This window comes from Nitrosospira multiformis, assembly GCF_900111585.1.
Classification (GTDB): domain Bacteria; phylum Pseudomonadota; class Gammaproteobacteria; order Burkholderiales; family Nitrosomonadaceae; genus Nitrosospira; species Nitrosospira multiformis_B.
Map to the genome: position 1 here is coordinate 21,404 of NZ_FOHI01000003.1, position 25,989 is coordinate 47,392.

Annotated in this window: 26 protein-coding genes; 15 read left to right on the forward strand and 11 right to left on the reverse strand. The window is 53.8% G+C overall.

All coding sequences use genetic code 11. The annotated features are described in order from the left end of the window. Positions 1-309 precede the first annotated feature (309 nt). Together BMW46_RS05520 and BMW46_RS05525 are read left to right on the forward strand one after the other, a co-directional pair. Positions 310-1,656, forward strand: coding sequence for a phenylacetate--CoA ligase family protein (locus BMW46_RS05520; protein WP_074705805.1), 1,347 nt, complete (start codon positions 310-312; stop codon positions 1,654-1,656). A gap of 243 nt (positions 1,657-1,899) precedes the next feature. Then, positions 1,900-2,367, forward strand: a complete 468-nt coding sequence (locus tag BMW46_RS05525) for an NUDIX hydrolase (protein WP_074705810.1) — start codon at positions 1,900-1,902, stop codon at positions 2,365-2,367. A 626-nt stretch (positions 2,368-2,993) separates the two neighbouring features. On the opposite strand, the gene BMW46_RS05535 is transcribed toward BMW46_RS05525, so the two are convergent. Continuing rightward, a complete protein-coding gene (locus BMW46_RS05535) occupies positions 2,994-3,179 on the reverse strand; it encodes a CsbD family protein (RefSeq protein ID WP_074705822.1) in 186 nt (61 codons plus the stop codon). Between the two features lie 420 nt (positions 3,180-3,599). Between BMW46_RS05535 and hemA the strand changes: the two genes are divergently transcribed. From hemA to grxD, 4 genes are all read left to right on the forward strand, one after another. Next, positions 3,600-4,862, forward strand: a complete 1,263-nt coding sequence (gene hemA / locus BMW46_RS05540; RefSeq protein ID WP_074705824.1) for a glutamyl-tRNA reductase — start codon at positions 3,600-3,602, stop codon at positions 4,860-4,862. Further along, positions 4,859-5,935: a peptide chain release factor 1 gene (gene prfA / locus BMW46_RS05545; protein ID WP_074705827.1), complete on the forward strand. Its 1,077-nt coding sequence runs from the start codon at positions 4,859-4,861 to the stop codon at positions 5,933-5,935. The genes hemA and prfA overlap by 4 nt, the downstream gene beginning before the upstream one ends. 13 nt (positions 5,936-5,948) lie before the next feature. Then, positions 5,949-6,806: a peptide chain release factor N(5)-glutamine methyltransferase gene (prmC, locus tag BMW46_RS05550; protein ID WP_074705830.1), complete on the forward strand. Its 858-nt coding sequence runs from the start codon at positions 5,949-5,951 to the stop codon at positions 6,804-6,806. Positions 6,807-6,897: 91 nt separating this feature from the next. Further along, positions 6,898-7,218 carry a Grx4 family monothiol glutaredoxin gene (gene grxD / locus BMW46_RS05555; protein ID WP_074705832.1) on the forward strand — a complete coding sequence of 107 codons (321 nt, stop codon included), beginning with the start codon at positions 6,898-6,900 and terminating at the stop codon, positions 7,216-7,218. 131 nt (positions 7,219-7,349) lie between these two features. Here grxD and BMW46_RS05560 read toward each other — a convergent pair whose 3' ends face one another. Further along, a complete protein-coding gene (locus BMW46_RS05560) occupies positions 7,350-7,772 on the reverse strand; it encodes a YqaA family protein (protein WP_074705835.1) in 423 nt (140 codons plus the stop codon). 84 nt (positions 7,773-7,856) lie between these two features. Between BMW46_RS05560 and BMW46_RS15545 the strand changes: the two genes are divergently transcribed. From BMW46_RS15545 to BMW46_RS05580, 4 genes are all read left to right on the forward strand, one after another. Next, positions 7,857-7,994: a hypothetical protein gene (locus BMW46_RS15545; protein WP_218141758.1), complete on the forward strand. Its 138-nt coding sequence runs from the start codon at positions 7,857-7,859 to the stop codon at positions 7,992-7,994. Positions 7,995-8,124: 130 nt separating this feature from the next. Continuing rightward, entirely contained in the window at positions 8,125-8,622 is a 498-nt protein-coding gene (locus tag BMW46_RS05570) for a GNAT family N-acetyltransferase (protein ID WP_074705839.1), read from the forward strand. A gap of 223 nt (positions 8,623-8,845) precedes the next feature. Further along, a complete protein-coding gene (locus tag BMW46_RS05575) occupies positions 8,846-9,724 on the forward strand; it encodes an EamA family transporter (RefSeq protein ID WP_256376968.1) in 879 nt (292 codons plus the stop codon). Positions 9,725-10,138: 414 nt separating this feature from the next. Then, complete coding sequence (locus BMW46_RS05580; RefSeq protein WP_074705844.1) at positions 10,139-10,882, forward strand: 4-aminobenzoate synthase; 744 nt, start codon at positions 10,139-10,141, stop codon at positions 10,880-10,882. A gap of 172 nt (positions 10,883-11,054) precedes the next feature. Here the strand turns inward: BMW46_RS05580 and BMW46_RS05585 are convergent, their stop codons facing one another. Further along, entirely contained in the window at positions 11,055-11,996 is a 942-nt protein-coding gene (locus BMW46_RS05585) for a LysR family transcriptional regulator (protein ID WP_218141759.1), read from the reverse strand. 140 nt (positions 11,997-12,136) lie between these two features. Between BMW46_RS05585 and metE the strand changes: the two genes are divergently transcribed. Continuing rightward, the gene (metE, locus tag BMW46_RS05590; protein WP_074705846.1) at positions 12,137-14,527 is read left to right on the forward strand and encodes a 5-methyltetrahydropteroyltriglutamate--homocysteine S-methyltransferase; all 2,391 of its coding nucleotides are present in this window, start codon (positions 12,137-12,139) and stop codon (positions 14,525-14,527) included. Here metE and BMW46_RS05595 read toward each other — a convergent pair. The 3 genes from BMW46_RS05595 to BMW46_RS05605 all read right to left on the reverse strand — a co-directional run bounded on the left by BMW46_RS05595 (position 14,514) and on the right by BMW46_RS05605 (position 18,846). Then, positions 14,514-17,177, reverse strand: a complete 2,664-nt coding sequence (locus BMW46_RS05595) for a [protein-PII] uridylyltransferase (RefSeq protein ID WP_074705849.1) — start codon at positions 17,175-17,177, stop codon at positions 14,514-14,516. The genes metE and BMW46_RS05595 overlap by 14 nt on opposite strands. A gap of 5 nt (positions 17,178-17,182) precedes the next feature. Then, positions 17,183-17,983: a type I methionyl aminopeptidase gene (gene map / locus BMW46_RS05600; RefSeq protein ID WP_074705853.1), complete on the reverse strand. Its 801-nt coding sequence runs from the start codon at positions 17,981-17,983 to the stop codon at positions 17,183-17,185. A 215-nt stretch (positions 17,984-18,198) separates the two neighbouring features. After that, positions 18,199-18,846 (reverse strand): hypothetical protein, encoded by a 648-nt coding sequence (locus BMW46_RS05605; protein WP_074705856.1) that lies wholly within the window; start codon positions 18,844-18,846, stop codon positions 18,199-18,201. 100 nt (positions 18,847-18,946) lie between these two features. Here BMW46_RS05605 and BMW46_RS05610 point away from each other — a divergent pair, with 100 nt between their 5' ends. Next, the gene (locus BMW46_RS05610; RefSeq protein WP_074705859.1) at positions 18,947-19,609 is read left to right on the forward strand and encodes a c-type cytochrome; all 663 of its coding nucleotides are present in this window, start codon (positions 18,947-18,949) and stop codon (positions 19,607-19,609) included. 254 nt (positions 19,610-19,863) lie between these two features. Here the strand turns inward: BMW46_RS05610 and hemL are convergent, their stop codons facing one another. Genes hemL through thiD form a run of 3 tightly spaced genes read right to left on the reverse strand, consistent with a single transcriptional unit; the run spans position 19,864 to position 22,647 of the window. After that, positions 19,864-21,144, reverse strand: coding sequence for a glutamate-1-semialdehyde 2,1-aminomutase (hemL, locus tag BMW46_RS05615; RefSeq protein WP_143121413.1), 1,281 nt, complete (start codon positions 21,142-21,144; stop codon positions 19,864-19,866). Next, positions 21,141-21,845 carry a thiamine phosphate synthase gene (gene thiE, locus BMW46_RS05620; RefSeq protein WP_074705864.1) on the reverse strand — a complete coding sequence of 235 codons (705 nt, stop codon included), beginning with the start codon at positions 21,843-21,845 and terminating at the stop codon, positions 21,141-21,143. Before thiE ends, hemL begins: the two co-directional genes overlap by 4 nt. Further along, entirely contained in the window at positions 21,808-22,647 is an 840-nt protein-coding gene (gene thiD / locus BMW46_RS05625; RefSeq protein WP_074705866.1) for a bifunctional hydroxymethylpyrimidine kinase/phosphomethylpyrimidine kinase, read from the reverse strand. The genes thiE and thiD overlap by 38 nt, the downstream gene beginning before the upstream one ends. A 48-nt stretch (positions 22,648-22,695) precedes the next feature. Here thiD and BMW46_RS05630 point away from each other — a divergent pair, with 48 nt between their 5' ends. From BMW46_RS05630 to BMW46_RS05640, 3 genes are all read left to right on the forward strand, one after another. Further along, complete coding sequence (locus tag BMW46_RS05630; RefSeq protein ID WP_011381910.1) at positions 22,696-22,893, forward strand: rubredoxin; 198 nt, start codon at positions 22,696-22,698, stop codon at positions 22,891-22,893. Continuing rightward, positions 22,894-23,283, forward strand: coding sequence for a lactoylglutathione lyase (gene gloA / locus BMW46_RS05635; protein ID WP_074705869.1), 390 nt, complete (start codon positions 22,894-22,896; stop codon positions 23,281-23,283). It abuts the gene before it with no gap. A 272-nt stretch (positions 23,284-23,555) separates the two neighbouring features. After that, entirely contained in the window at positions 23,556-24,137 is a 582-nt protein-coding gene (locus BMW46_RS05640) for a hypothetical protein (RefSeq protein ID WP_081355693.1), read from the forward strand. A 51-nt stretch (positions 24,138-24,188) separates the two neighbouring features. On the opposite strand, the gene BMW46_RS05645 is transcribed toward BMW46_RS05640, so the two are convergent. Then, positions 24,189-24,479 carry a hypothetical protein gene (locus tag BMW46_RS05645; RefSeq protein ID WP_074705871.1) on the reverse strand — a complete coding sequence of 97 codons (291 nt, stop codon included), beginning with the start codon at positions 24,477-24,479 and terminating at the stop codon, positions 24,189-24,191. A gap of 143 nt (positions 24,480-24,622) precedes the next feature. Beyond that, positions 24,623-25,861 (reverse strand): mechanosensitive ion channel family protein, encoded by a 1,239-nt coding sequence (locus BMW46_RS05650; protein ID WP_074705874.1) that lies wholly within the window; start codon positions 25,859-25,861, stop codon positions 24,623-24,625. Positions 25,862-25,989: the final 128 nt, after the last annotated feature.

Consider the following 25,989-nt stretch of genomic DNA (forward strand, 5'->3'; position numbering starts at 1 on the left):
ACGAGAAAAACTATTCACATTTGAGCGTCCCGAGCGGACGCTCTTTTTTTTGATATCAATATCATCAAAGGAACCGGCGGATTTGTAAGACATTTCTTCAGTTGCTTCCCCCTGGCTTTTAGCATAAAGCAGAACCTCCACGAAACCGGAGGGGATGGGAGGCGATTCGCATCTATTTAGATAGAGCAGGCCGATGTATGATATAGAACCAATGACAATGGTTAGGAGGAGCATGGAAAGGAGAAGATTCTACGGGTGTGCAATGCGAGGCATCAGTTATGCCTCGTTTCGGTAGAGCAGGAAACGACGATGGTAGGCTTTGACTATACTCTTGTTCAGAAGTGGTTTGGCAGGGCGCGCTTCCAACTGCTCGATCTAATGAGAGGTACGCAATCCTTAATGCTGTTAAAAGAACTGGAGGGAGTCCAGTTTGAATCGCAGGAGGTTATCAGGTTTCGTCAAAAGAAAATGCTGGAAGCATACCTCGATTCGATGAGGGAGGTGCCTTATTACAGGAAACATAAATCTATTACAGAATTTCCTGTCATCGACAAAAGATTCATAAACGAAAATAGAGAATCCCTTTTGAACAGAAGCTATGGAGGGAAGATTTTTCGCAAGAAAACAGGGGGTTCAACGGGAGAGCCTTTTGTTTACGTCACTGGAGTCAAATCCCAATCTTATCTCTGGGCCGGTATCCTGCTGAGTTGGCAAACCGCTGGATATCATCTGGGGGAGCCCGTGGCTATCCTGGCAGGCTCATCTCTTTTTACCTCCGGAATCAAGCAGAGTATCTATTATGGAATAATGAACGCGCGCCTTTTCTCAGCGTTCGAAATGAGTGCGAAGATGTTGGATATTTATGCCAGAGAGATAGCACGAGGTAAATACCGTCTTTTATATGGCTATGCATCAGCCGTTCAGGAACTCGCTGAATATTTGCTTTCAATGCCTGACCGCCCGAGCTTTTCTCTGAGAGGAATAGTAACTACTGCCGAAAATCTGACTCCCGGCATGCGCGAGACTATTGAACGCGCATTTGGCGTTCCCTGCTTCAGTCAATATGGATGTCACGATGCGGGAATATCGGCCTATGAATGCGAGCAGAGGAAAGGGTTTCATTTGATTACTGACCGCTGCTACTTTGAAGTGCTGGAAGACCGGCGTCTCGTTTCCACCGATATATCAAATGAAGCACTTTTTCTGCCCAGGTATGATACGGGCGACTTGATAACGATGGCGGATGAACCCTGTTCGTGCGGCAGAGGATTTCCTCTGATTGCGGCCGTAATAGGGCGATCGAATGACGTTATTTCTGATCAGGCGGGCAATACTGTCCATTCCGAGTTTTTTACTCACCTGTTTCGGGAAGTTCAGACAATTACAGCTTTTCAAGTCGCCTATGACGGGCACACGCTTGTTGTCAATCTCCATACTCATGACATGGATACAGACTGGGCGCCCTATAAGGAGCGTATCCAAAAGAGTCTCGCAGTCGAGAGAATCGATTTCGTTCAAAACCAGCCATTTGTGAAATCAGCGAACGGCAAGCATAAATTCGTCTTGAAACTACCAGAGATTGGCTTGTATTACGAAATGGATGATTGCACGGCAAAGGAGAAGAACGATAAAGACGAGAACCAGCGTCAACCATGAACCATGAACTAGCGACCTAAGTTGCCCTGCTTTCTGTTAATTTCCAGAAGCGGGACAACGAGGTACGGCGTGGGAGCAACGGTTAAATTTATATATAGCCGCTTCTTCTTCCAAGGAAAGAACGATTGATCGCACTTCTTTGGACCCTTGGCATAGGCGGCATGTTTTTCGCTTAACTACTTTAAGCCACTTCAAGACGCTCTTCGGATTGATCCTGTAGCGGGCAGTCGGACCATCATCAGCATGAGTAAGAAAAGCGCGGGTATTCTGCCCTATCGCAGACGGAATGGCCGGATGGAGGTTCTGCTTGTCCACCCTGGAGGTCCGTTCTGGAAAAATAAGGATCTCGGCGCGTGGTCGATTGCAAAGGGCGAATACGAGGAGGATGAAGAACCGCTTCAGGCTGCGTTAAGAGAGTTTTTTGAGGAAACCGGGCATCGTCCATCAGGGCCCTTCCTTCCGCTCACGTCGCGCAAGCAACCGAGCGGAAAGCGGGTGGATGCCTGGGCTACGGAAAGCGATTGGGACCCTTCCGGGTTGATCTCAAATGCCTTCAGCATGGAATGGCCGAAAGGCTCCGGCAGAATCCGGGAGTTCCCGGAGGTGGATCGGGCGGAGTGGTTTGACATTCCCGAAGGAAAGCGGCGCATCCGTCCTGGGCAGCAAGGTTTTCTTGAAGAGCTCAGCGAAAAGCTATCTTCGAAGGAATAAACAACTCCGCTTCACGTACTGCTGACATGCCATCGCTTCGGTTTTATTGTGGACCTATTATCGGCCGGCAATGTAATCCGGACAGAGATCGAGTGGAGCCAGGCCCACGCTTGGTCCAACTTTAGCAGCCCAGTACACCTTCGATTCAGGCCATCCGACAAGTTGTTCTTCATGTATATAGGGAGCCAGGCAACTGCTGGAATTACCATCCGGGGAGTTGAAAATAGCGTAAGAGCTTCGCTCTATGTAACCTTGTTCGGTTCTTACATAGGGAACATATTTGGCCATTTATCGGGACTCCTTAAAGTGAATGCAAGCACCGATTGTATGGACGGTTTGTTACAGAATTTATAATGTGTATAGGACCGCTCGGCAGTATCTATGACCTCTATCAAGAGGCGCCAGCAGGAAAGTGAAAAACGAGCGAAGTGGATGGGGCATTCTGCCCTGATCCCCTGAGATATGTCGATTCATTTTTATTGGAGACATTGAAGCCAATAAGCCAACAACTCTGGAAGTGATGTAGGTTTTCTTCAGAAAAAAGAAGGCTTGCAGGCTGAAGCAAATAACCAAAAACCCGCTTTGCGGGTTTTTGGTCGAGCGGGAGGGGATGTTTGGAAGTTAATTTAAAGCTTGTCCGCCGCATCCTTCACGGCTTCCTTGGCATCTCCATATTTTTTCTGTGCCTTGCCGGCAACTTGTTTGCCAAGGCCCTTAGCCTCATGTTCTTTACTTCCTGCTGCCCTTCCGGCCTCTTCCTGAACTTTTCCTACGATGTCCTTCGCGGTTCCTTTCACTTGATCCTTATTCATAATTCGATCTCCTTTTTCTAAATTGAAGAGGATTTGCCGTTATTCAGTAAGTAAATCGTTACGGCATTGGAAATCAGATTAACGTCTTTTAGCAGCTTATACTGTTCGGTATGCCACATTTAAAAAGTTTCACTCAAGATGCTTTGACAACTCGAGCCGGAGAACCGGGAAGTAACCGGGAAAGGATTCTCAGGTTGCGAATGATGCCCGCTCTGAGGGTGGCGGAGTAACAGCATTGAAAAAGCTTGCAGCTCTGCCCTCTTGATCAATCCTGAAGTTTCCCTCTGATGCAGGTGGTGATCCCACTTGACACTGTTCCCATATTTTTTTCTGGATCCGAAACTCTTCCAATTGTTGGTATTCAAATGCTTGTAATACTATAATCACGAAATTTTAAAATTCAGCCGGTACTGAGCTAACGTGTCTTCGACGCAGTTATTTGCCTTTGGCATCAACCATCAGACCGCGCCGCTCGATGTGCGCGAGCAGGTGTCGTTCCCCGCGGACGCGATGGAGCATGCGCTGCACGATCTGGTAAGCCATCGTCCGGTGAGAGAGGCGGCGATTGTTTCCACCTGCAATCGCACCGAGGTCTATTGCAGTACCGATAAGCCGGACGAAGCCACCCACTGGCTGGCGGATTTTCACCGGTTGCCGACTCGTGAGCTTGAGCCGTATCTCTACAGGTTGCCGAAGGAAAAGGCTGTAAAGCACGCTTTCCGCGTTGCCAGCGGACTGGATTCCATGGTGCTGGGCGAACCGCAGATACTTGGCCAGTTGAAGGATGCAGTGAAATCGGCTGAGCATGCAGGCACGCTCGGCATGCTATTGCACAAGCTGTTCCAGCGGACCTTTTTTGTTGCGAAGGAGGTTCGCAGCTCCACCGAAATCGGGACAAATTCCGTTTCCATGGCGGCGGCCTCCACCCGGCTGGCGGAGCGCATTTTCGGGGACATCGGCGAGCAGCGCGTGTTATTCATCGGTGCGGGCGAGATGATCGAGCTATGTGCGAGCCATTTCGCTGCCCGTCATCCGAAACGCATTACCGTCGCCAACCGGACTGTCGAGCGGGCGCAGGCCCTGGCGCATCGGTTGAACGGACAAGTCATCACCCTGAACGAACTTCCCGACCAGTTGGCGCTTCATGATATTGTCGTCACCTGTACCGCGAGCACGCTCCCCATTCTTGGCAAGGGCATGCTGGAGCGGGCGATCAAGGCACGCAAGCACCGGCCGATTTTCATGGTGGATCTGGCCGTGCCGCGGGACGTGGAGCCCGAGGTGGCGGAACTGGATGACGTGTTCCTCTATTCGGTGGATGATCTTGCCGATATCGTGAAGGAAGGCCTCGATTCCCGGCAGGGAGCGGTGGCGCAGGCAGAGGCTATTATCGACTCGAATGTGGTCAATTTCATGCACTGGTTGGAATCGCGCCACGTTGTGCCCACCATACGCGCCTTGCGCGACCAGGCGGAGCGTTACCGACGCCATGAACTGGAACGGGCAAAAAAACTGCTGGCCAAAGGGGAGGATCCGCAGAAAATTATCGAATCCCTGAGCAACGGGCTTACCAACAAGTTTCTCCATTTACCCTCCTACGCGCTCAACCATGCCGCTGAGGACGAGCGTGACGATCTAGTCGACCTGATCAGCCGCCTGTATCACCTTCATCCCTCAGAATGAACAAAAGTATAGCTGCCAAGCTCACGCAACTCAGCGTGCGCCTGGAGGAGTTGAATCGTCTGCTGAGCAGCGAAAGCATCACGGTCAATCTCGATCACTACCGCAAGCTGGCGCGCGAACGTGCGGAGATTGCGCCCGTGGTCGACTTGTATCACGCTTATCTGCAAAGCGAGCAGGATATTCATACCGCGCAGGAAATGGCTGCTGAGGCGGAAATGCGCGAGTTTGCCGATGCCGAGATAAGGGATGCCAAAGAGAGGCTGATACGTTATGGCGCGGAATTGCAGAAGCAATTGCTGCCCAAAGACCCGAACGATGAGCGCAATATTTTTCTGGAGATCCGGGCCGGTACCGGGGGAGACGAATCCGCGCTGTTTGCGGCGGACCTGTTTCGCATGTATGCCCGCTTTGCTGAACGCCAGCGCTGGCAGGTGGAAATCATTTCGCAAAGCCCCTCCGACGTCGGCGGGTATAAGGAAATCATTGCCAAAATCAGCGGTGAAGGTGCCTATTCCAAACTCAAGTTTGAATCGGGTGGGCACCGGGTGCAGCGCGTGCCAGCGACCGAGACGCAGGGACGCATCCATACTTCCGCCTGCACCGTCGCGGTGATGCCAGAGGCAGACGAGATCGAGGATGTCGCGCTCAATCCTGCCGAGCTGAGAATCGATACTTTTCGCGCTTCCGGAGCGGGGGGGCAGCATATCAACAAGACTGATTCTGCCGTGCGCATCACTCACCTGCCGACGGGAATCGTGGTCGAATGCCAGGATGGCCGTTCCCAACATAAAAACAAGGCGCAGGCGATGAGCGTGCTGGCTGCGCGCATCCGCGACAAGCAGATGCAGGAGCAGCAAAGCAAACAGGCGGCAACGCGCAAGTCCCTGGTAGGTACGGGTGATCGTTCAGGACGTATCCGCACTTACAATTTTCCCCAAGGGCGGATAACGGATCACCGCATCAATCTGACGCTGTACAAGATCGAACAGATCATGGATGGGGATTTGAACGAGCTTTGCTCCGCGTTGCTGGCCGAGCATCAGGCCGAGCAGTTGGCGGCAATGGCGGAGTAGATTCCCCGTTCCGGTGTCGTCCCTCACAATTTTCGAAGCGCTGAGGCAATCCCGCCGGAACATTGCCGATATCGACGCGCGGATGCTATTGCAGTACGTGCTCAACGTAAATCCTGCTTACCTTCTTGCTCATCCCGAGCAGAAACTGACCACTGAGCAGACGCAAGCGTTTTACCTGCTGACAGACAGGCGCGCCCTGGGCGAACCGGTTGCTTATCTGACGGGCAGGCGCGAGTTCTACAGTCTGGAGTTCAACGTCACGCCTGCGGTACTTGTTCCCCGACCCGAAACCGAATTATTGATCGATCTCGCGCTGGCGCGGATTCCTCCGCAGCGCCCCTGCAGGATACTTGATCTGGGGACGGGCAGCGGCGCTATCGCGCTGACCCTGGCCAAGCATCGACCGCTGGCAGAGGTTACCGCAGTCGATGTTTCAGCCGCCGCGGTCGTCGTTGCCAACGCCAACGCCGCGCGATTCAAGCTGAGGAATGTGCGCGTTATCGAGGCAGACTGGTTTGAGGGGGTGATTGGCGAAAGCTTCGATCTGATCGTATCCAACCCGCCTTATGTAGCGGGGGACGACCCTCATTTGGCCCAGGGCGACCTGCGCTTCGAGCCGCAGATCGCACTCGTAGCCCAAGGAGAAGGTCTTGGTTGCATCCGGCTGATCATTGGTTCCGCTCCCGCTCATCTGGTGCCCGAGGGCTCACTGCTGCTGGAGCACGGTTACGATCAGGCGGAAGCCTGTAGACGCCTCCTGAGGGAAGCAGGTTTCACAGAGGTGTTCTCCCATCCCGATCTCGCTGGAATAATGCGGGTAAGCGGTGGATGGTTTAGGAGTTTCCGGGAAGAAGCTGCTAAAATGCGATAATAATACGATATATTGAAGAATTGCCTGCTCTTGGAGGGCTTTCCCTCGATAATCCGATTTGCAGAGCTAACGTTTTTTTGAGGAGTCAGATATGGATACGCAGGAAATCATCAAGCAACAAGTCACCACGCATCCCGTGGTGCTCTACATGAAAGGTTCGCCCGCAGCCCCGCAATGCGGTTTTTCGGCCCACGCGGTAAAAGTCCTCAACGCTTGCGGCGTGGATGATCTTTTCGCAGTGGATGTGCTCGCCGAACCGGAATTCCGCCAGGGCATCAAGGATTACTCAAACTGGCCTACCATTCCGCAGCTCTATGTTAATGGAGAGTTTATCGGCGGCTCGGACATTGTTTCCGAAATGTACCAGAGCGGTGAGCTGCAGAAGCTGCTGGAAAGTGCCGAAGCAAAGTAAATCCAGGTAAATTGATCATTGATTGATATCGGCGAGGGGAATGCTGTCCAATGGCCGTCCCCTGAGTCCATCAATGAAGCTTGGACCTCAGGAAGCGGGACTGAAGCGACCATAGCTCGTTCATAGATTGCCTATAGGCTGATCGCAGCCGCGATGGCCCAGTACCGGGCGAACTTTCCCACGGCCATGAACAGCATGGTCGATATCCAGTTAATCCGAAGCCATCCCGCTGCCACGCATAGCACATCCCCAATGATAGGCACCCAGGCGAGCAGCAGGACCGGGCTGCCATATTTGCGCACCCAGATCAAACCCCGCGTGCTCCCCCCCAATCTTTTAAGCAGAGTCTTCTCATCGGGCAGCAAGAGGCCTATCGCATAGGAACTCATGCCCCCCATGGTGTTGCCAATTGAAGCAAGTCCTAGAGCAGACCAATAAAGCTCGGGGTAGGCTGTCAGCACGCCAAATAGTACTGCTTCCGAGCCGCCCGGAAGTAACGTGGCAGCAAGAAAGCTGCTGGTGAACAGCGCCAGCAGGCTCGATTGCTCATCCATGGCAACCCTGCTTGAGAAAATAAAGCCGCGTTTCAGCTAAGAAAAGCGTTGAATAAATCTTCAGCCCGATAAAAGGCTTGCAAAATGAAGGCGCGTGGCCTGAGTGAAAGGCGCGAAATCCTGGTACGACTCCTGCACCTGATAGCTCATCAGGATTGTACCAGCAACGAGTTCTGGCGGCCATTCGGAAGCCCGCCCGGGGATAACCGGGAAGAGGGTTAGCTGGGATAAACACTCGAGAATAGGCGGCGAATCCCCCCTATCTCGTATGTCTTTTGGCGCTATCGTGATACCTTGATTGCAAGTCTTATCGGATAATTGCAAACCCCTACAATCAGGTTTTCTTTGAAAGATGAACATTCGTCAAGCTGTTGAATCTGATTTTGTCGCCATGTGGCCGATCTTCCAGGCCGTAATAGCGCCCGGAACAACTTATGTCTTTGCAGAAGAAACCAGTTATCCCGATGCGTTTGCGTACTGGTTTGCACCAGGGATTACTTCGTATGTGGCCGAAAATGATGGACAAGTCATCGGGATGTACAAGTTCGTTGCCAATCAGCGAGGCCTTGGATCGCATGTTGCCAATGCCTCTTTCATGGTAAACCCGCGCTGCAGTGGCAAAGGCGTGGGAAGAGAGATGGGGCTGCATTGCCTGCGTGAGGCAAAGAAAGCCGGTTATCTGGCCATGCAGTTCAATTTTGTCGTGAGCACCAACGAAGCAGCGGTCTCGTTGTGGCAAAAGCTGGGATTTTCCATCGTCGGAATACTGCCTAAAGCTTTCTTGCATAAGAGTCTAGGATATGTTGACGCATATGTCATGCATCGATTCCTCGATGACATCCAGATTTAAGGGATCTCTCAAAAACATCTCCTCATTTCAAGATTAGCGCAAGGTGTTGAGCATTTGTGCGCTCTGAATGTTGATGAGGCGCCGAGGGGATAGCTCAATACGCTCAACGTCAGTTCCGCCTTTGCTTTCTTCAACCCCCAAATGGAAAGCGGGAGGCCGAGGTCTGACAATCTTGGCACAGTTCAACATAAGACGCGTATGCTCCGGGGAAACATTGGCAGCAATGATGGATCAAAAAGTAGCTTTTGCGGGTCTGGCGATAGTCGTGGCTCAGTTGTCCACCAATCTGGGAGCGGCTTTGGGAAAGAGCCTCTTTCCGCTGGTTGGACCCGAGGGGGTTGCGGCGCTCAGGACGGGTATTTCGGCTTTGATCCTGCTGGCGATCTCACGGCCCTGGAGGATTGCCTTGACGAAACGGCAAATCACCTTCCTCGCACTCTACGGACTTGCCCTAGGAAGTATGAACCTCCTTATCTACCTGGCAATCGAGCGCCTTCCCATTGGAGTAGCCATCGCGATCGAGATTAGCGGCCCCCTTTCGGTTGTCTTGCTGACTTCGCGTTCGATCCGGGATTTTTTCTGGTTCGCGCTTGCTGTGGCGAGCTTACTGATGCTGATGCCCTGGCCCGGCAGCCAGGCACGACTGGATCCCTTCGGAATCGCTTTTGCCTTCGGCGCCGCCGGGTGCTGGGCGCTCTATATCCTGTTTGGAAAACGGGCGTCCGAACTGGGAAGCAAGACGGCGGTGGCACTGGGGATGTCGATTGCCTGCGCAGTAACGCTGCCCTTCGGGGTAGTGATGGCGGGAGAGAAACTCCTTGTTAGCCCGGTACTATGGCTCGGCCTTGTGGTGGCATTGTTGTCGAGCGCAATTCCCTACATACTGGAAATGAAGGCACTGGAGAGGCTAAGCAGCCGCATGTTCGGAGTCATCATCAGCAGCGCGCCCGCCATTGGCGCACTCGCTGGCTATCTCATTTTAGGAGAACAGCTGACCCTGGTGCAGTGGCTGGCTGTGGCAACAATGATCTCGGCGAGTGCCGGCTGCACCCTCACCGCAGCACCGGCGGTCACCCGACCCATCGAGAAGGCGCTGATCTAGCATGAGTCCCGTCAGTCGTACTTATTCTTGAAGATCAAATAGGCTGACGGGAATAAATGCAGGTTATTACATATGGTTCCTTAAATTAACCTGGTACAGTTTTGCTGACGTATCAGCTTTTCTTAATCGCTCATATTCACTTTACTCTCGATTCCTCCTGGAGTATCGGAACGCCACGCATTTATTTAAGAATTTCCAGAGGCCACAGCGACGGAGCCAAGACCTTGATAAAGTCATTACCCCCGATGCTGATGAGTATTACGCTCTTTTCGACGCCAAAAGACGGTAAAAATTGAAGGATTCCAGTACGAGAAAGTGAACCGAATTTGACTTACGCGCGTTATTTGTAGATGATATGCAAACCGATTACTCCGGAAATTCTCTGAATTACCATCTCTGCTTTAGAGGAAAACCATGACAACCCACTCATCTTTCAAGCAAAAAGTCGATTCCATCATTGATGCGAAGCACTTGTTGAAGCATCCTTTTTATCAGGCCTGGACGGCAGGCAAGCTCACCAAGGAGCAGCTGCGTGGTTATGCCGAACAATATTTTCACAATGTGCTGGCCGAACCGACCTATCTGAGCGCAGTACATTTCAATACGCCGCATTTTCATAGCGAAGACAACAGCGGCGACATCAGTGTGCGCCAGGAAGTGCTCAACAACCTCATCAGCGAAGAGCATGGCGACAAGAACCATCCGGCCCTGTGGAAGAATTTCGCCCTGGCTCTGGGTTCGAGCGATAAGGATCTCGCACGGGCCTCTGCCTTGCCCGGAACAGCACGGCTGGTTTCCACCTTCCGCGACATCTGTCTGAACCAGCCGTTCTACGCAGGTCTTGCCGCGTTGCATGCCTTTGAATCGCAGGTGCCGTCCATCGCTTCTGTAAAAATTGATGGACTGGAGAAATATTACGGAATGAGCGATCCCTCAAGCTACGAGTTCTTCAGCGTTCACGAGGAAGCGGACGTGTATCATTCCCAGGCCGAATGGATGTTGATCGAGCGGTTTGCGGACTCCCCGGAGAAGCAGGCCGAGGTGCTTGCAGCGACCATGCGCGCATGCGAGGCGCTGTGGGGGTTCCTGGACGGCGTTTATGAGAAGTATTGCGCCGATCTCGCCTGCGAAGAAGAGGAGCCGGTCACGCTGCACTGAGGAAATTCCAGGGAAACTTCTGTCTGGCAGGTCCTTCATCATTCGGGGGCCTGCCAGTTTACCGATCAACCCCAGCTGCTGCTTGTATTCGCCTGCCTATCCCGCCTCTTTATACCTCTTCTGCACTTCTTCTCCCCAGCTGTTTCCCCTCGGCTTGCTACCTGTTTGGCGCCTATTGATCCGCCGGCTTCAGGGGAATGATTCCATCCAGCGTTGCGAAGCACGTATTCCTTGCAGTAACCAGAAAATCGCGCAGATAGGGCCGTGTGGCGGTTTCCGCCAGCGTTGATACGTACAAGTCACTCCACAGCCCTTGCGAACCAATTCGTCGCGCGATCACATAATCGTGCTCGACATAGTTTTTAAGTCCCCAGCTGGGTAGCGCGGCAATGCCCCGTCGGCTGGCGACCAATTGCAGAATTGCCACTGTAAGCTCGGCTGTGCGCCGCTCGGGTTGAACGCCTGCCGGTTTCAGCACATTGCGAATAAGATCGATACGCTCCTCCGGTACTGGATAGGTAATCAGCGTCTCGCCGGCAAAGTCGCGTGCATGCAGGATTTTCTTCGCGCGTAGCGGGTGTTCCGGCGCCAGCACTGCAAGAATTTCGAAGCGAAAGAGCGGGTGGTGAACGACGCCGCGTCGCTCGATCTGCTCCGATCCGATCACCACATCCGCGCTGCCTTCTTCCAGAAGCTGGACGGGATCGCTGTGAAATCCCGAAACCAGATCGAGTTCGACCTCGGGCCAGTTCTGGCGGAATGCGTCCATCAGCGGCATCAGCCAGTCGAAGCAGGTGTGGCACTCCAGCACGATGCGCAAGCTACCCGAGGCATGCTCCGACATTTTGGCAAGATTTCGTTCAGTAGCCTGTATTTCCTCGAGTACCTTGCGCGCCAATGTGACCAGATGCTGTCCCGCTTCGGTCAGTTCGATGCTTTGTCCCTGGCGGCGCAATATCGGCAAGCCGTAATGGTTCTGCAACACTTTGATCTGGTGCGACAACGCCGATTGGGTCAGGTGCACGCGTTTTGCCGCCCGCGAGACGCTGCCTGTTTCATCCAGGGCTGCGAGGGTGCGGAGGTGCCGAAGTTCAAGCAGGGAGAGGGAAGCCATCGTCACAGAGAGATTTATGAATTCTATTCATTAATATTTTACAACATTTCATTTGATTCATAACCAAGTCTGCCACAAAATCGTCAGTCACTCCACAGAGCTGCAATTGAAGTGGGACCAAACGATAGAGGAGAATGACCATGGCACTGACACATAACCTGGGGTTTCCGCGTATTGGCGCGCAACGGGAACTGAAGCGCGCACTCGAGGCATACTGGCACGGCGATATCGCTGATGAGCAACTCAAAACCACGGCAGCGGAATTGCGGAAGCGGCACTGGCTTTTGCAGCGCGAGCAGGGTATTGATCTCATTCCCGTAGGCGATTTCGCCCTTTATGACCAGATGCTGAACATGACCGCACTGCTGGGTGCAATACCTGCACGCTTCGGAGCAGACAAGGGTAAAACAGAGCTGGACTTGTACTTCGCCATGGCGCGCGGCACTGTCGATCAGCCTGCGATGGAAATGACCAAATGGTTTGACACCAACTATCACTATATCGTCCCGGAATTCGATGCCCACACCTGCTTTCGTATAGGTTCCGAGCAACTCTTCAGGGAAGTTGCCGAAGTGCAGGCGCTCGGCATCAAGCCTAAAGCCGTCTTGATCGGGCCGTTGACCTACCTGTATCTTGGAAAAGAGGTCCTCCGGCAGGACGAACAGGAATTCAGCCGCCTGGATTTGTTACCCCAACTGTTGCCGGTATATCGCGATATTCTCGTCCGGCTTGCATCGCTAGGCGTGGAATGGGTACAGATCGACGAACCTGTACTGGCCCTCGACCTGGACGAGGATTGGCTGCGGGGTTTGGATCAGGCTTATGCTGGTTTGCGGGAACCGGCAGACGGGCAAGCACAAAGCCGCTCGGCACTTGCCCGACTCCCTAAAATTCTTTTAGCGACTTATTTCGATGGCGTGAACAATCATGCCGAGCGATTGAAGAAGTTACCCGTGGAAGGCCTCCATATCGATTTGTGCCGGGCCCCTGGTCAACTCGGTATTTTTCTGGATGGTTACCCGGCTGGAAAAGTGCTGTCCTTGGGCATTATCGATGGACGTAATATCTGGCGAGCGGACCTTGCTCCCACCTTCTCGGTTTTGTCGCATGCCCAGTCCCTTCTCGGGGAGAGACTGTGGATTGCGCCGAGTTGCTCGCTTCTGCATTGTCCGGTGGATCTGGAACTGGAAAGCAGTCTGGAGCCTGAAATAAGGAACTGGCTGGCTTTCTCGGTACAGAAATTAAAAGAAGTCTCTATCCTGGGGCAAGGGCTGAATCAGGGTGAACATTCGATACGCCAGCAACTGGATGCTTCCACCGCAGCCAGACAGGCTCGGCGGGAATCATCGCGCATCCACAACCCGGTGGTGCAGGACCGTCTGAATCGCCTGACTGAACAGGATGGCCGGCGCAAGAGCCCGTTCAAGATCAGGCAGAAACTGCAACGGGAGCGGCTACAGCTTCCGCTTTTGCCTACCACAACCATTGGGTCATTTCCTCAGACAGCAGATATCCGTAAAGCGCGCGCGGCTTTCAGGAAAGGAGAGCTCGGCAATTTGCAATATCTTGAAGCGATGCGGGAAGAGATACGGCTGGCGATCAGAAAACAGGAAGAAATCGGGCTTGATGTACTGGTGCATGGTGAGGCCGAGCGCAACGATATGGTCGAGTATTTTGGCGAACAGCTATGGGGTTATGTCTTCACGGAGAATGGATGGGTGCAAAGCTATGGCTCGCGCTGCGTGAAACCGCCGATTCTCTACGGGGATATTTACCGTCCCGAACCCATGACGACTGACTGGATTCGATATGCGCAAAGCCAGACTGGGAAGCCGGTCAAGGGAATGCTGACGGGTCCCGTTACAATGCTGATGTGGTCGTTCGTGCGTGATGACCAGCCACGCTCCGTCACCGCGCTACAGCTCGCCCTTGCCATTCGGGACGAGGTCGTGGATCTGGAGGGGGCGGGCATTGCGATTATCCAGATCGACGAGCCCGCTTTTCGCGAGGGCCTGCCCTTGAAAAAGCGCGATTGGAATGCATACCTGGAATGGGCGGTGCATGCCTTCCGTGTCGCCAGCTCGGGCGTAAGGGATGACAGCCAGATACATACTCATATGTGCTACTCGGAATTCAATGACATTCTCCCGGCCATTGCCGATATGGATGCAGATGTAATCACGATCGAAACGTCACGTTCACGCATGGAGCTACTGGACGGGTTCGGCCATTTCAAATATCCCAACGAGATTGGACCGGGCGTTTATGACATCCACTCCCCGCGGATTCCCCGTTCGCGGGAGATGCTGGAGTTGCTGGAGAAAGCCTGCGGGGTGATTGACCCTGACCAATTATGGGTCAACCCGGATTGCGGGTTGAAGACGCGGGGATGGGGGGAAGTCATGACCGCTTTGAAGCAAATGGTGGAAGCTGCACACCTGTTACGGGCCCATCTCGGATATTCGGAAGCCGAGTTGCAACCTAAGACATCCGCATCCGATAAGGAACCCGCGCGAGTCAGCGCGGGGTAATCCGGTGTTCGGCAGAAGGTTTTCCGAGGGCTTTTTCGGAGGCCTCCGATTGTGGCGACGTGTGCAGCACTTGTATCAGGTTTGCTTCGAGCTGGATCACTGATCTGGAGTCGCTCAAAATACTTCCTGTAATCAGAAAAGTATCCTCGGCACGCTCGCCCAATGTGTTTATCCTGGCGCTGTGGACGTTCAACCCAAACCGCACAAGCACTTGCGCAATGCGCGAGAGTAATCCGGGCTGGTCGCCCGCCGTGATGGACAGTACATAATAGGCGCCACTGTCGTCTGGCTCGATGCTGACTTGCGGCGTGATCGGAAAATGCCTGAGGTGGCGGCTCAGGCGCCCTTTCACAGGGGCTGCCAGTAAAGCCTGCTGCTCCAATTGCTGTGTCAGCTCCTGCTCGATGAACTGAAACTCCCGCGGATCATGGTTTGCAACATTGAAGGGGTCCAGTACCAGAAAACTGTCGAGCGCATACCCCTCGCAGGTCGTGTGGATTTTTGCCTGGACAATATTGTAATCGATACGGTCGAAAAAGCTGCAGATACGGGCAAACAAGTCCTTCTGGTCGGCCGTATAAACCAGTACCTCTACCCCTGCCCCGGTTTCGGCGGCGCGTGTTTTGACTATCGGTGTCGGTGATTTCATCCTCTGGCTCAGGTGCTGGGTGTGCCAGGCAATTTCCCGGGGGTCGTGCATCATCAGATAGCTGGAATCGAGCCCAGACCAGAACCGCTCATAGGCGCGCATTGCTGCATCGTCCGGATGCAGCAGTTGCAGCACCTTGTTTTTGCGATTTTCCAGCGAAATGTCGGTGAGCGCCGTTTCGCCGCAAAGATACTGCCGGGTGCGATGGAACAGATCCTCAAGCAGCTTACCTTTCCATGCGTTCCATACCTTGGGACTGGTGCCCCGGATATCCGCAACCGTGAGCAGATAAAGCGCGATGAGATGGCGCTCATCCCGCATACTTGTGGCGAAGTCCGCAATGACGTCCATATCCGCTATGTCTTTTTTTTGTGCGGTGGCGGACATGCGCAAATGATTTTCCACTAGCCAGACGACCAATTCGGCATCTTCTGCGGGTATTCGGTGCCGTTCACAGAAGCGCCTCGCCTCGACCTTGCCGAGCAAGGAATGATCCCCTTGCCGACCTTTGGCAATGTCGTGGAACAGTCCGGCAAGATAGAGTAATTCAGGCCGTTCGAATTCATTGATGAGTCTGCTGCAGAGCGGATATTCATAGGCGAATGCCGGTGCCATGAAGCGGCGCAGATTTCGCACGACCATCAGGATGTGCTCATCCACTGTATATACATGGAAGAGATCATGTTGCATCTGGCCGACAATCCGGCCAAAAGCAGGAATGTAGCGCCCCAGAATGCCATAACGGTTCATCAACCGGAGCTCGCGTGTCAGTCCCCGAGGTTGATGCAGTATTTCCATGAACATGGCGCAATGACGTGGCTCGCGGCGAAATGAGGCCGTAATGAGCGGCGCCGAGCGCCACATCGCTCTCAGCGTGGCGAAGCTTCGGCCTTTCAGGTCGGGGTTCTGTTGCAGTAGCAGAACACTTTCCAGTATCGTGCCCGGATCTCGCTCAAAAATATCCTCGTCGCGTATCTCCAGCAGGTCGCCGCGCTTCTGAAACCGCTCATTGATGATCGTTGTTACCGCCTCCTCATCCGGAAAAATTTCCGCATGCAGGGTAAGCAGCAAAATGGTATTGACCTGCGTCACCGATCTCGCGGCACGGTAGTACCGTTGCATCAGCATCTCTCCGGGACGACGCGGTGGCTTCCCAGCGATGCCAAGTTCTTCGGCCAGGGGATTCTGGTAATCGAATAACAGGCGGTCTTCGCGTCTGCCACCAAGGTAGTGCAACCGGATGCGGAGGTCTTGCAACACCGCCTGCTGACGCTGGATGAGCCTGGCCTCGCGGCGGGTGATGAAGCCTTTTTTCGCCAGTTCCGACCAGGTCTTTCCGAATCCGGCAGCACGGCTGATCCACAACACGTTCTGCAGATCGCGCAGGCCGCCGGGACTCTCCTTTATGTTCGGCTCGAGCTTGTAGGGGGCGTCCTGGTATCGCTTATGACGCTGCTGCTGTTCGAACTGTTTGTCGACGAAGAATTTCCGGGGTGCAAGCATGGCTTCCATTACTTGCAGGAACCGATCGAACAGATTGGGGCTGCCGACAAGGAGGCGGGCTTCTAGCAGGCTGGTCTGCACGGTAATGTCATTGGCTGCCTCTTCGCCACATTCCGCTACCGTGCGCACGCTATGACCGATATCCAGGCCGATGTCCCACAGCAATCCTACCCAGTACTCGAGGCGGGTCTCGAGCCCATTATTCACCGCCTCGGCAGCATTCCCCTTGTCTGGAAGCAATACCACCAGATCGATATCGGAATAGGGAAAAAGCTGTCTTCGGCCATATCCGCCTACGGCCAGCAGGGCAATGGAGCCAGGTATGTTCATTTCATGCCATACCTGGCGGAGAATACCGTCTACCAGGCGACTGTGATCCCGCAGCAGGGCTGTGCCGTTTCTGTTCTCGTGGTAGCGGCGCTGCAACGACTCGCGACCGCTCAGCAGCTTCTGCCGGACCGCTTCGTGGCTGAAAGGTTTTGCATTCAGCCCCTTCATTGCCGTCAAGAACGGAGGGTGGGCTGCGGCGGAGTCCCGCCCGACTGTGTCAACACTTCGTATCCTGTTTCCGTGACGAGCACGGTATGCTCCCATTGCGCCGACAGACTGTGATCCTTTGTGACAACGGTCCAGCCATCGGCCAGCTGGCGAATCTGCGGCTTGCCGGCGTTGATCATGGGTTCGACGGTGAAGATCATTCCGGCTTTGAGTTCGAGCCCTGTGCCGGCGCGACCGTAGTGAAGCACCTGGGGTTCCTCATGGAATTTTGCTCCGATTCCATGACCGCAGAATTCCCGCACCACGCTGTATCCATGGTCTTCCGCATACTGCTGAATCGCGTGGCCGATATCCCCCAAGCGTTTTCCGGGTTTGATGATTTCAATACCCTGCCACATTGCTTCATAGGTTACCTTGCACAGGCGTTTCGCCTGGATGCCGGGTTCGCCGATGAGATACATCCGGCTGGTATCACCGTGATACCCGTCTTTGATGACGGTTACATCGATATTGACGATATCTCCGGATTTGAGTCTCTTATGCCCTGGTACACCATGACAAACCTGATGGTTGACCGAGGTGCAGATCGATTTCGGATAAGGCGAATAGCCGGGAGGAGCATAATTGAGCGGCGCAGGAATGGTATCCTGCACATTCACCATGTAATCGTGACACAGCTTGTCAAGCTCGTCGGTCGTCACTCCAGGCTTGACGAATGGCGTGATGTAATCCAGCACTTCCGATGCAAGTCTGCCCGCTACCCGCATTTTCTCTATTTCATCAGGGGATTTGAGATGCACCGTCATACAGATTCCAGAGCCATGAGCCGATAATGTGAATGAAAAGCTTATATGATGAGGATGGAAATATCTTATTGCAAGACTTGCTGACCCGCAGCAAGGTCAGAAAAACCGCGGCGGAAGAATAATTCCCTGAAAATCACACATCCATGAGCATGGCAGGAGGGAGAAGCAGGCGGAGAGGGAAAGGAATATTCTGCATTCAAGGTTTTTCAGATTCTTTATTGCGCTGCTGTGTTCGTCTTGCCATGCGTTCCTGCACTTGGCTCGCAAGTGGTCCTGGTGATACGGCTATTCGGAAATTCCGCCTTTAACTTTTCCAGCCGCCCCTCCAGGTCCGGGGAGGAGTTCTCCGCGACGAACTTGACCTGCTCGACATTCCTTGCCCCGATAATGGCGGATACGACCCGTTTCGTCCTCAGGGACGCCAGAGAGGCGCGAGCGTCCTCGATTTTTTCAAAAAATCCCAGCGAAATCGCATTGTTCCACTTGCTGTCGCCTTCCACGATCTGGTAAGTGGTAATATCGCGCCGCTTGAGCTCTCCTATCTTCCGTTCGGCGTGTTGCTTGTTCATGAGCGGGGGAATGTGCACCCAGTAATAGGGCACCATGCCCATGGTTCGGGATTTCAATTTGCCATCGAGATTATGCCGGGAAATGGCTGCTTCGACATGGGCTATATCCGGTTGGGCAAAGGCTTCCCATTCCAGGCAGACAGATGGGGGTGGCGGGGCAGCCTCCGATGAAGGTCCGGTTTTCGCTTGAAGCTCCGTTGGCAGGGAGGCTCTGTTGCTTTCATCCGGTTCAAGCTGGATATATAGCGCGAAAGCGAGGTTGATAAACAACAATAGAAAAAATAATGCTTTCATTACGGATAAGGTTATTGTTGTTATATTGTTGTTATACGGCCTTTGCCTTAAAATGCGCAGTCAAATCAAAATACCCATTACTTTCTTCGGAGTCTCAGGAATGCAAGGCATCAAGCTAATTTCGATGATTACCGCATCGGCTGCATTGGCCCTGTCCAGCCATGTTTTTGCGGAAACGCCTCCCCAGGCTGTCAAAACGGCAGGAGATGCGGCTAAAGGTCAGCAAATCGCCACCCAGGTTTGTGCCGCCTGTCATGGTGCGGATGGCAACAGTATGATTCCTGCAAATCCGAATCTGGCTGGACAGCATGCCGAGTATATCATCAAGCAGCTCAATAATTTCAAATCGCAGGACGGCAAGCCGGCAGAGCGCGATAGCGCGGTGATGTCAGCCATGGTTGCGCCGCTTTCCGACGAGGATGTAAGGAATGTCTCAGCTTATTACGCCCAGCAGAAGCCCAAGCCGGGGGTGGCCAACAACAAGGAACTCGCCGAGCTGGGGGAAAAAATATATCGGGGCGGAAATCTTGAAACCAATGTTCCCGCCTGCTCCAGTTGCCATTCTCCCAACGGTGCCGGTATTCCTCCCGTTTATCCCCAGCTCGCCGGGCAGCATGCAGAGTATTCTGCTGGGCAGTTGCGCGCATTCCGGACCGAGCAGCGGGCAAACGATGCGAACAAGGTTATGCACGTGATCGCAACGCGGATGAGCGAAAAAGAAATGGAGGCGGTGTCCGAGTTCATTTCGGGTCTTCGCAAGTAATAAAAGTCGGGGATTCCGAAGTTATCGCAGAGGGGCGCTGCTGGTAAAATCGGGGTGACCGGGATGGCTACAGGGCGCAGATACGGTCAGCGGAAGCAGTCCGTTCGCGCGATCTGTAGTCCGGCAAGGCCACGGAAAGGGAATCGGGGTGGAATGCGGTCCAGTTCCAGTAGTCAGGTCTAAGCCTGCGTTCGCAGCGCAGTATCTTCAGAGGAAGATACTGCCTCGCTATCAGCGGCAACTGCCCGCTGTTTTTATTCCCGCGCGAAGATTTTTTCAGCGGCGGCTAGCGTTTTGCTGATTTCAGCATCACCGTGTGCCGCGGAAACAAATCCGGCTTCAAATGCTGATGGGGCGAAATAAATACCCTCGTCGAGCATGGCGTGGAAAAACCCATTGAAAGCCTCGCGGTCACAGCTCATCACTTCCGCGTAACTTTTCGGCGCGCTCTCCCGGAAATAGAGCCCGAACATGCCCCCTACAGCCTGCGCACAAAAAACCACGCCGTGTTTTGTTGCGGCCGCGGCAAGACCTTCGGTAAGTTCACGGGTACGCGCGGCGAGTTTGTCGTAGAACCCCGGTACCTGCACCCGCTTCAATGTGGCGAGACCGGCAGCAACCGCAACCGGATTTCCCGAAAGCGTACCCGCCTGGTAGACGGCTCCCACCGGCGCAAGGCATTGCATGATTTCTCGCAGGCCTCCAAACGCAGCCATCGGCATACCGCCGCCGATCACTTTGCCCAGTGTGGTGAGATCGGGTTTTATTCCGTAAAGCCCCTGGGCACACTCCAGTCCAACGCGAAAGCCTGTCATCACCTCATCGAAGATCAACACGCTGCCGTGGCGCGTGCATAATTCGCGTAAACCCGGCAGGAAGCCCGGCTGAGGCGCGATAAGATTCATGTTGCCCGCAACAGGCTCGACAATGACCGCCGCGATTTCGGCGCCGAACTGATTGAAAGCCTGTTCAACACCGGCGAGATCATTGTAATCGAGCACAACCGTGCTGGAAGCCGTTTCCGCGGGGACGCCGGCAGAACTTGGATGGCCGAAAGTCAGGGCGCCGGAGCCTGCCTTCACCAGCAGGGCGTCGTCATGGCCGTGATAACAGCCTTCAAACTTGATGATGCGATTCCGACCGGTATAACCGCGCGCCAGCCGGATGGCGCTCATGGTTGCTTCGGTCCCGGAGCTTACCAGCCTGACCTGCTCGATCGACGGCACCAGTCGGCACAGCAGTGCCGCGATCTCCAGTTCCGCCTCGGTGGGCGCTCCAAAAGTCAAGCCGTTTTTTGCTGCGGCATAGACCGCAGCAATCACTTCAGGATGGGCATGCCCGAGAATCAGAGGGCCCCAGGAACCGACATAATCTATGTAGGACTTGTCATCCGCATCCCATGCATAGGCACCCTCACCCTTTCTGAAAAAAACCGGCGTGCCGCCTACCGATTTGAAGGCGCGAACCGGCGAGTTGACCCCCCCGGGAATGAATTTTTGCGACTGCTCGAACAATTGCTGGTTGCGTGACATTATTGACGGGTCCTTGACAATGAGGGATGAAACGACTGACGCTTGAATAATCCGGAGAACTTGGCGGCTTCGGAACGGATATCTCGTGCGCCAAACAGAGCGTTGCTGACCGCTACAGCATCCGCACCGGCGCTGATCAGTACCAGGGCATTATCGCTATTGATGCCGCCTATGGCGACAATGGGAATCCTGATCTCAAGATTTCCCTGCTGTAGCAGGTCAACGGAAGCAGGCACGGTATCGGGCTTTGTGACGGAACTGAAAAAAGCCCCGAAAGCAACGTAATCCGCGCCATTGCACTCGGCTTCGATGGCAGATTCGAGTTCGTTGTAGCAGGAAATTCCGATGATCTTTTCATGACCCAGTTTAAGCCGGGCTTGAGAAATGGGTGCATCTTCCCGTCCCAGATGTACTCCATCCGCCCCGACCTCGAGAGCAAGATCGATATGATCGTTGATGAGGAGGGGAACGTCAAACCGGCGGCAGAGATGAGCGAGCGCGCGCGCCTGTTCCCGGCGCAGCTCCTCGTTCATCGTTTTGCTGCGGTATTGAACCAGTCGCGCACCTCCGGCAAGCGCGCTCCGTGTCATCGCGACCAGACTCGCTGTATCTCCTGTATCTGGCGTGATCGCATATAGACCGGTTATTTCTCGCCGCGGAGCAGCGCTACATCGCCTGATTTCGTTCCTCGACACTGTTCTCATCACGCGCCCAGAATAGCCTGTCTGGCAGATGTTGCCCCATTCCAGGCCTGAACCCGGCTTTCAGGGATTGCCAGGTGTATTCCTGCGCTTCATATACACCCTCTGCAATAGGCAATCCATTGGCAAGCGTGGCGGCGATAGCAGAGGCGAGTGTGCAACCTGATCCATGATACGAGCCAGCCAGGCGATTCCATGCATCCGTGCGCACGATGCCGGTCGTTCCATATAGGGTGTTCACCACCTGCGAAGTATTTTCATGGGTGCCGGTAACGAATACATATTCACATCCCAGACGCAGCAATCGCCCTGCGCACTGGTGCAAATCCGGCATATCGGATTCATCCTCATAATCCTGCGCCAGCCGGCGCGCTTCCAGGCTGTTGGGCGTGATGATGGTTGCCTGCGGCAGCAGCAATTCCCGCATGGCAGCGACCATTTCCTCATTGGCGAGTTCATCGCCACGGCCCGAGGCAAGCACAGGGTCTAGCACGACCGGAATGTTGGGATAATCCGAAACCACTTCGGCAATCGCCGCAATAATTTCCACACTGCCCAGCAAACCCATTTTAAACACATGCACGGGCATGTCCTCAAGAACTGCGCGTGCCTGATCCGTCACCCATTCTGCATCCAGTGCCATTACATCATCTACACCGGCCGTATCCTGCACCGTCACGGCGGTGACGACCGAAAGGGGATGGCATCCCATGCTGGCCAGAGTGAGGATATCAGCCTGAATACCGGCGCCCCCGGTAGAGTCGCTGGCAGCAAAAGAAAGTACGATGGGGGGTGGCTGAGACATGAACTAATACCGTAAAATGATATTTTAACCCAAATACCCTTACTCATCATGACTACCACCGAAACGACCGAAGTGCGTGTCTACCGTTGCTATATGTGCCTGATTTGCGGCTATGTATATGACGAGGCCGAAGGGTCTCCGCAGGAAGGTATTCCGCCCGGAACAAGGTGGGAGGACGTACCGATGAACTGGACCTGTCCCGAATGTTCAGCGCGTAAGGAAGATTTTGAGATGGTGGAAATCTGAATGCGCATACTTCATACCATGCTGCGCGTGGGTGATCTGGAAAAGTCGATTGCCTTTTATACGGACGTGCTGGGAATGAAAGTGTTGCGCCGAAAAGATTATCCGGAGGGCAGGTTTACCCTCGCATTTGTCGGTTATCAGGATGAGGCTGAGGGAACGGTATTGGAACTCACCCACAACTGGGATACTGGCAAATACGACCTGGGCGCCGGTTACGGACATATTGCGATCGAAGTCGATAACGCCTACCAGGCGTGTGAGGAAGTGAAGAAACGGGGCGGCAAGGTTACACGCGAGGCAGGCCCGATGAAACATGGTGTCACCGTGATCGCGTTCGTGGAAGATCCTGACGGCTACAAGATCGAGTTCATCCAGAAAAAAACCGCGTAAAGCCCGGGCAATCAGGGGCATATACATCGCAAATGTTATGCCTCTACACCTCCTCGCCTGGACGGCTCACGGCTGCCAAAGCTTGCTGCCAAGGTCTATTCAAACCCGGAGGAGTCGGAGCATCATCTCGTGACATCCGGCGCTCTTTTGTTTATAGAAGTCTTGATGGATAACCCGCAGGATACTAGGTCCAGACGTCGATAATCTTTCGAACTTGTTTCCTTGATCAAGTTAATAAGGATCAATTTCAAGGAGCAGGTCACTCCAACCATATGGATGAGCCAGATAACTCTATCAAGGAAGCCGTTAAATCAAATAATATTCCTGCTCGACTGCTGATTTCTGTTACGCGGCGTCTTTTCATCGCACTGGTGATTCTTTATGGCCTCTCATTGACCGCTGCTGCTCTATTGAGGGAGTCCATCTATATAGTGCCGCTGCTCGTATTCGCCAGTGGGGTGATTGGCGGATTTGTCGGTCTTCAACGCCGTCTGAAGGATTTGACTTTGTTCGATCTGGAGTTGATAGCGGAGTCCTGGGTTTACACTGCTCTTTCTCCCCTGGTTGGGGGTGTGTTGGCTTTTTTGCTTTTTATACTTTTTCTTTCCGGTTTGCTATCCGGCGACCTGTTTCCCGTTTTTCTGCCTGATAGCAATTCATCCTCCGAAAGTTTCCTGTCGATCTTCGAGCAACATGGAGAAGGACACAAAGAATATGCAAAACTGATATTCTGGTCTTTTATGGCAGGCTTTTCCGAGCATTTTGTTACAGACGTGATCAGCAGATTTGAAGGAGCAGCAGTGAAAAGCTTGCCTTTAGCGGGGCAAGAAGAGTCTAAGCGAATTCAACGCTAAGACACCCTGTAGATAACATCATCTGCTAGCATCGTCATACGCCTCAATAAATCAACGTTCGTTATCCTGACGATCCTGCCAGTTGAAATAGAGGACAGCTATCGTAATGATGGCCAGAGGCAGGAGTACGTACAGGCCGAGCGCAAAACCTGCTCCGTCTCCATGATGAGGGGGTGGGCTGCTGATGATCTTGTAACCATGTGCTGTTCCAACCAGGAGAGCGAGAACCAGACCCCCCATGCGGCGGTTTGCGATCAGCTTCCGGCCCGACAGTTCGTTCAACATGTGGGCTGCGTAATAGCCAAGGAAATAGATGACGGTATAAAAAATCAAGGCGCCCATAACAGTTCAGATATCACTGATTTTCTTCCGGAACAATATTACCATCCGCGTCAGGATTCCGGACAATTCCCTAATTTGGCGGCAGGAGGAGGCAGAAGCTATAAACGGAACGCTGTGGCTGACATGGCTGAAAAGTCCTCCAGTCAACGCTTGATTCCGTTCTCTCCGAATGTTCGCCAGATATCGAGGTTGATATCGGACCGCAGTGCAGGCAGATTCTTCTCCGCTTCTTCCACCCACGCGACGAGTTCCAGAACGATCCCGCCATCGATGAATTCCTTGAGATACACTACAGGCACAGGCTCGGCCAGTATCTGCTGCCGCCTCTTTGCCGCTTCCGACATGATTATCATCGCGGCCTCGATCGGACTGTCGTAGCTGATCCGCATCGGAAAGACAAGGCGCAATCGGCGATCGGAGAAGGGATGGTTGATAACCGCCGAAGTAATGAAAACATCATTGGGGATGAGAATATTGGTGCCTTCCTCGCTCTTGAGTATCACATACCGCGTGGTGAGCGAGGTCACCTCGCCTTTGCGGTTATCCACCGTGACTATATCGCCGAGATGGAGGGAGTGGTCCAGCAGGATGATAAACCCGCTGATGTAGTTGCTCGCGATTTTTTGCAGCCCCAGTCCGAGCCCGACGCCAAGTGCGCCGCCAAACACGGATAGAAACGTGATATCCACGCCGACCATGGGCAACGCAACCAACACGCCGATGACGATCAGAATGGTGCGGCTGATCTTCGACAAGATGACACGCTGGTTGATATTCAGCGCCCTCGCCATCATGATGCGCGTTTCAACCGAACTGGCAAGCGATGCAGCCACGAGCATGCTGACGGTGAACGCGATGAGACCCTGCGCGATCAGCAATATCGAAATGCGCTGCTTGCCGACATGCAGTGAAATGTCATCGAGAAGGGCCAGAATTTCGGGCAAAAGCCCTGTGATATAAAGCGCGAATCCTATCCACACCGTCCAGCCGATGAATCGTTCCCACGGGCGCAGCCACTCCTGGCGGCGAAATACCTTGCGCAGCATGTAGACCCCCGCCCGGATCAGGACGAGCGCGAACAGAATCGGGATAATGATATTGAGCAGGTGCGTCGGATACCAATAGTCCAGCGCCCACTTGCCGACGACAGTAAAGACCAGCGCAAAAAATGGAAACAGGAGCCGGCTCAGGCTGCGTGCGCTGATGGTTAACTTCCCGCCGGCGTTCACGCGCGCCGGAGCGCGCCGCATGAACTGTCTTTGCAACAACCATGCCATTCCCATGCTTGCAGTCAACACAGCAAGCTGCCACAGGACGGGGACTTGCTGCGCATGGACAAGCAGTTTGTTCAGCAGGCTCTGGAATTCAATGTCGAAGTGCATCCGTTGAAACAGGAAGAGGAACGGCGCCGGAAATGGATGGGCAAATGAATGGGCGGGTGCCAGATTCTAGCACGCGTGGATTACTTTCCCCTCATGCCATTTCGGCTCGGGGAAGCATATGCTTACAC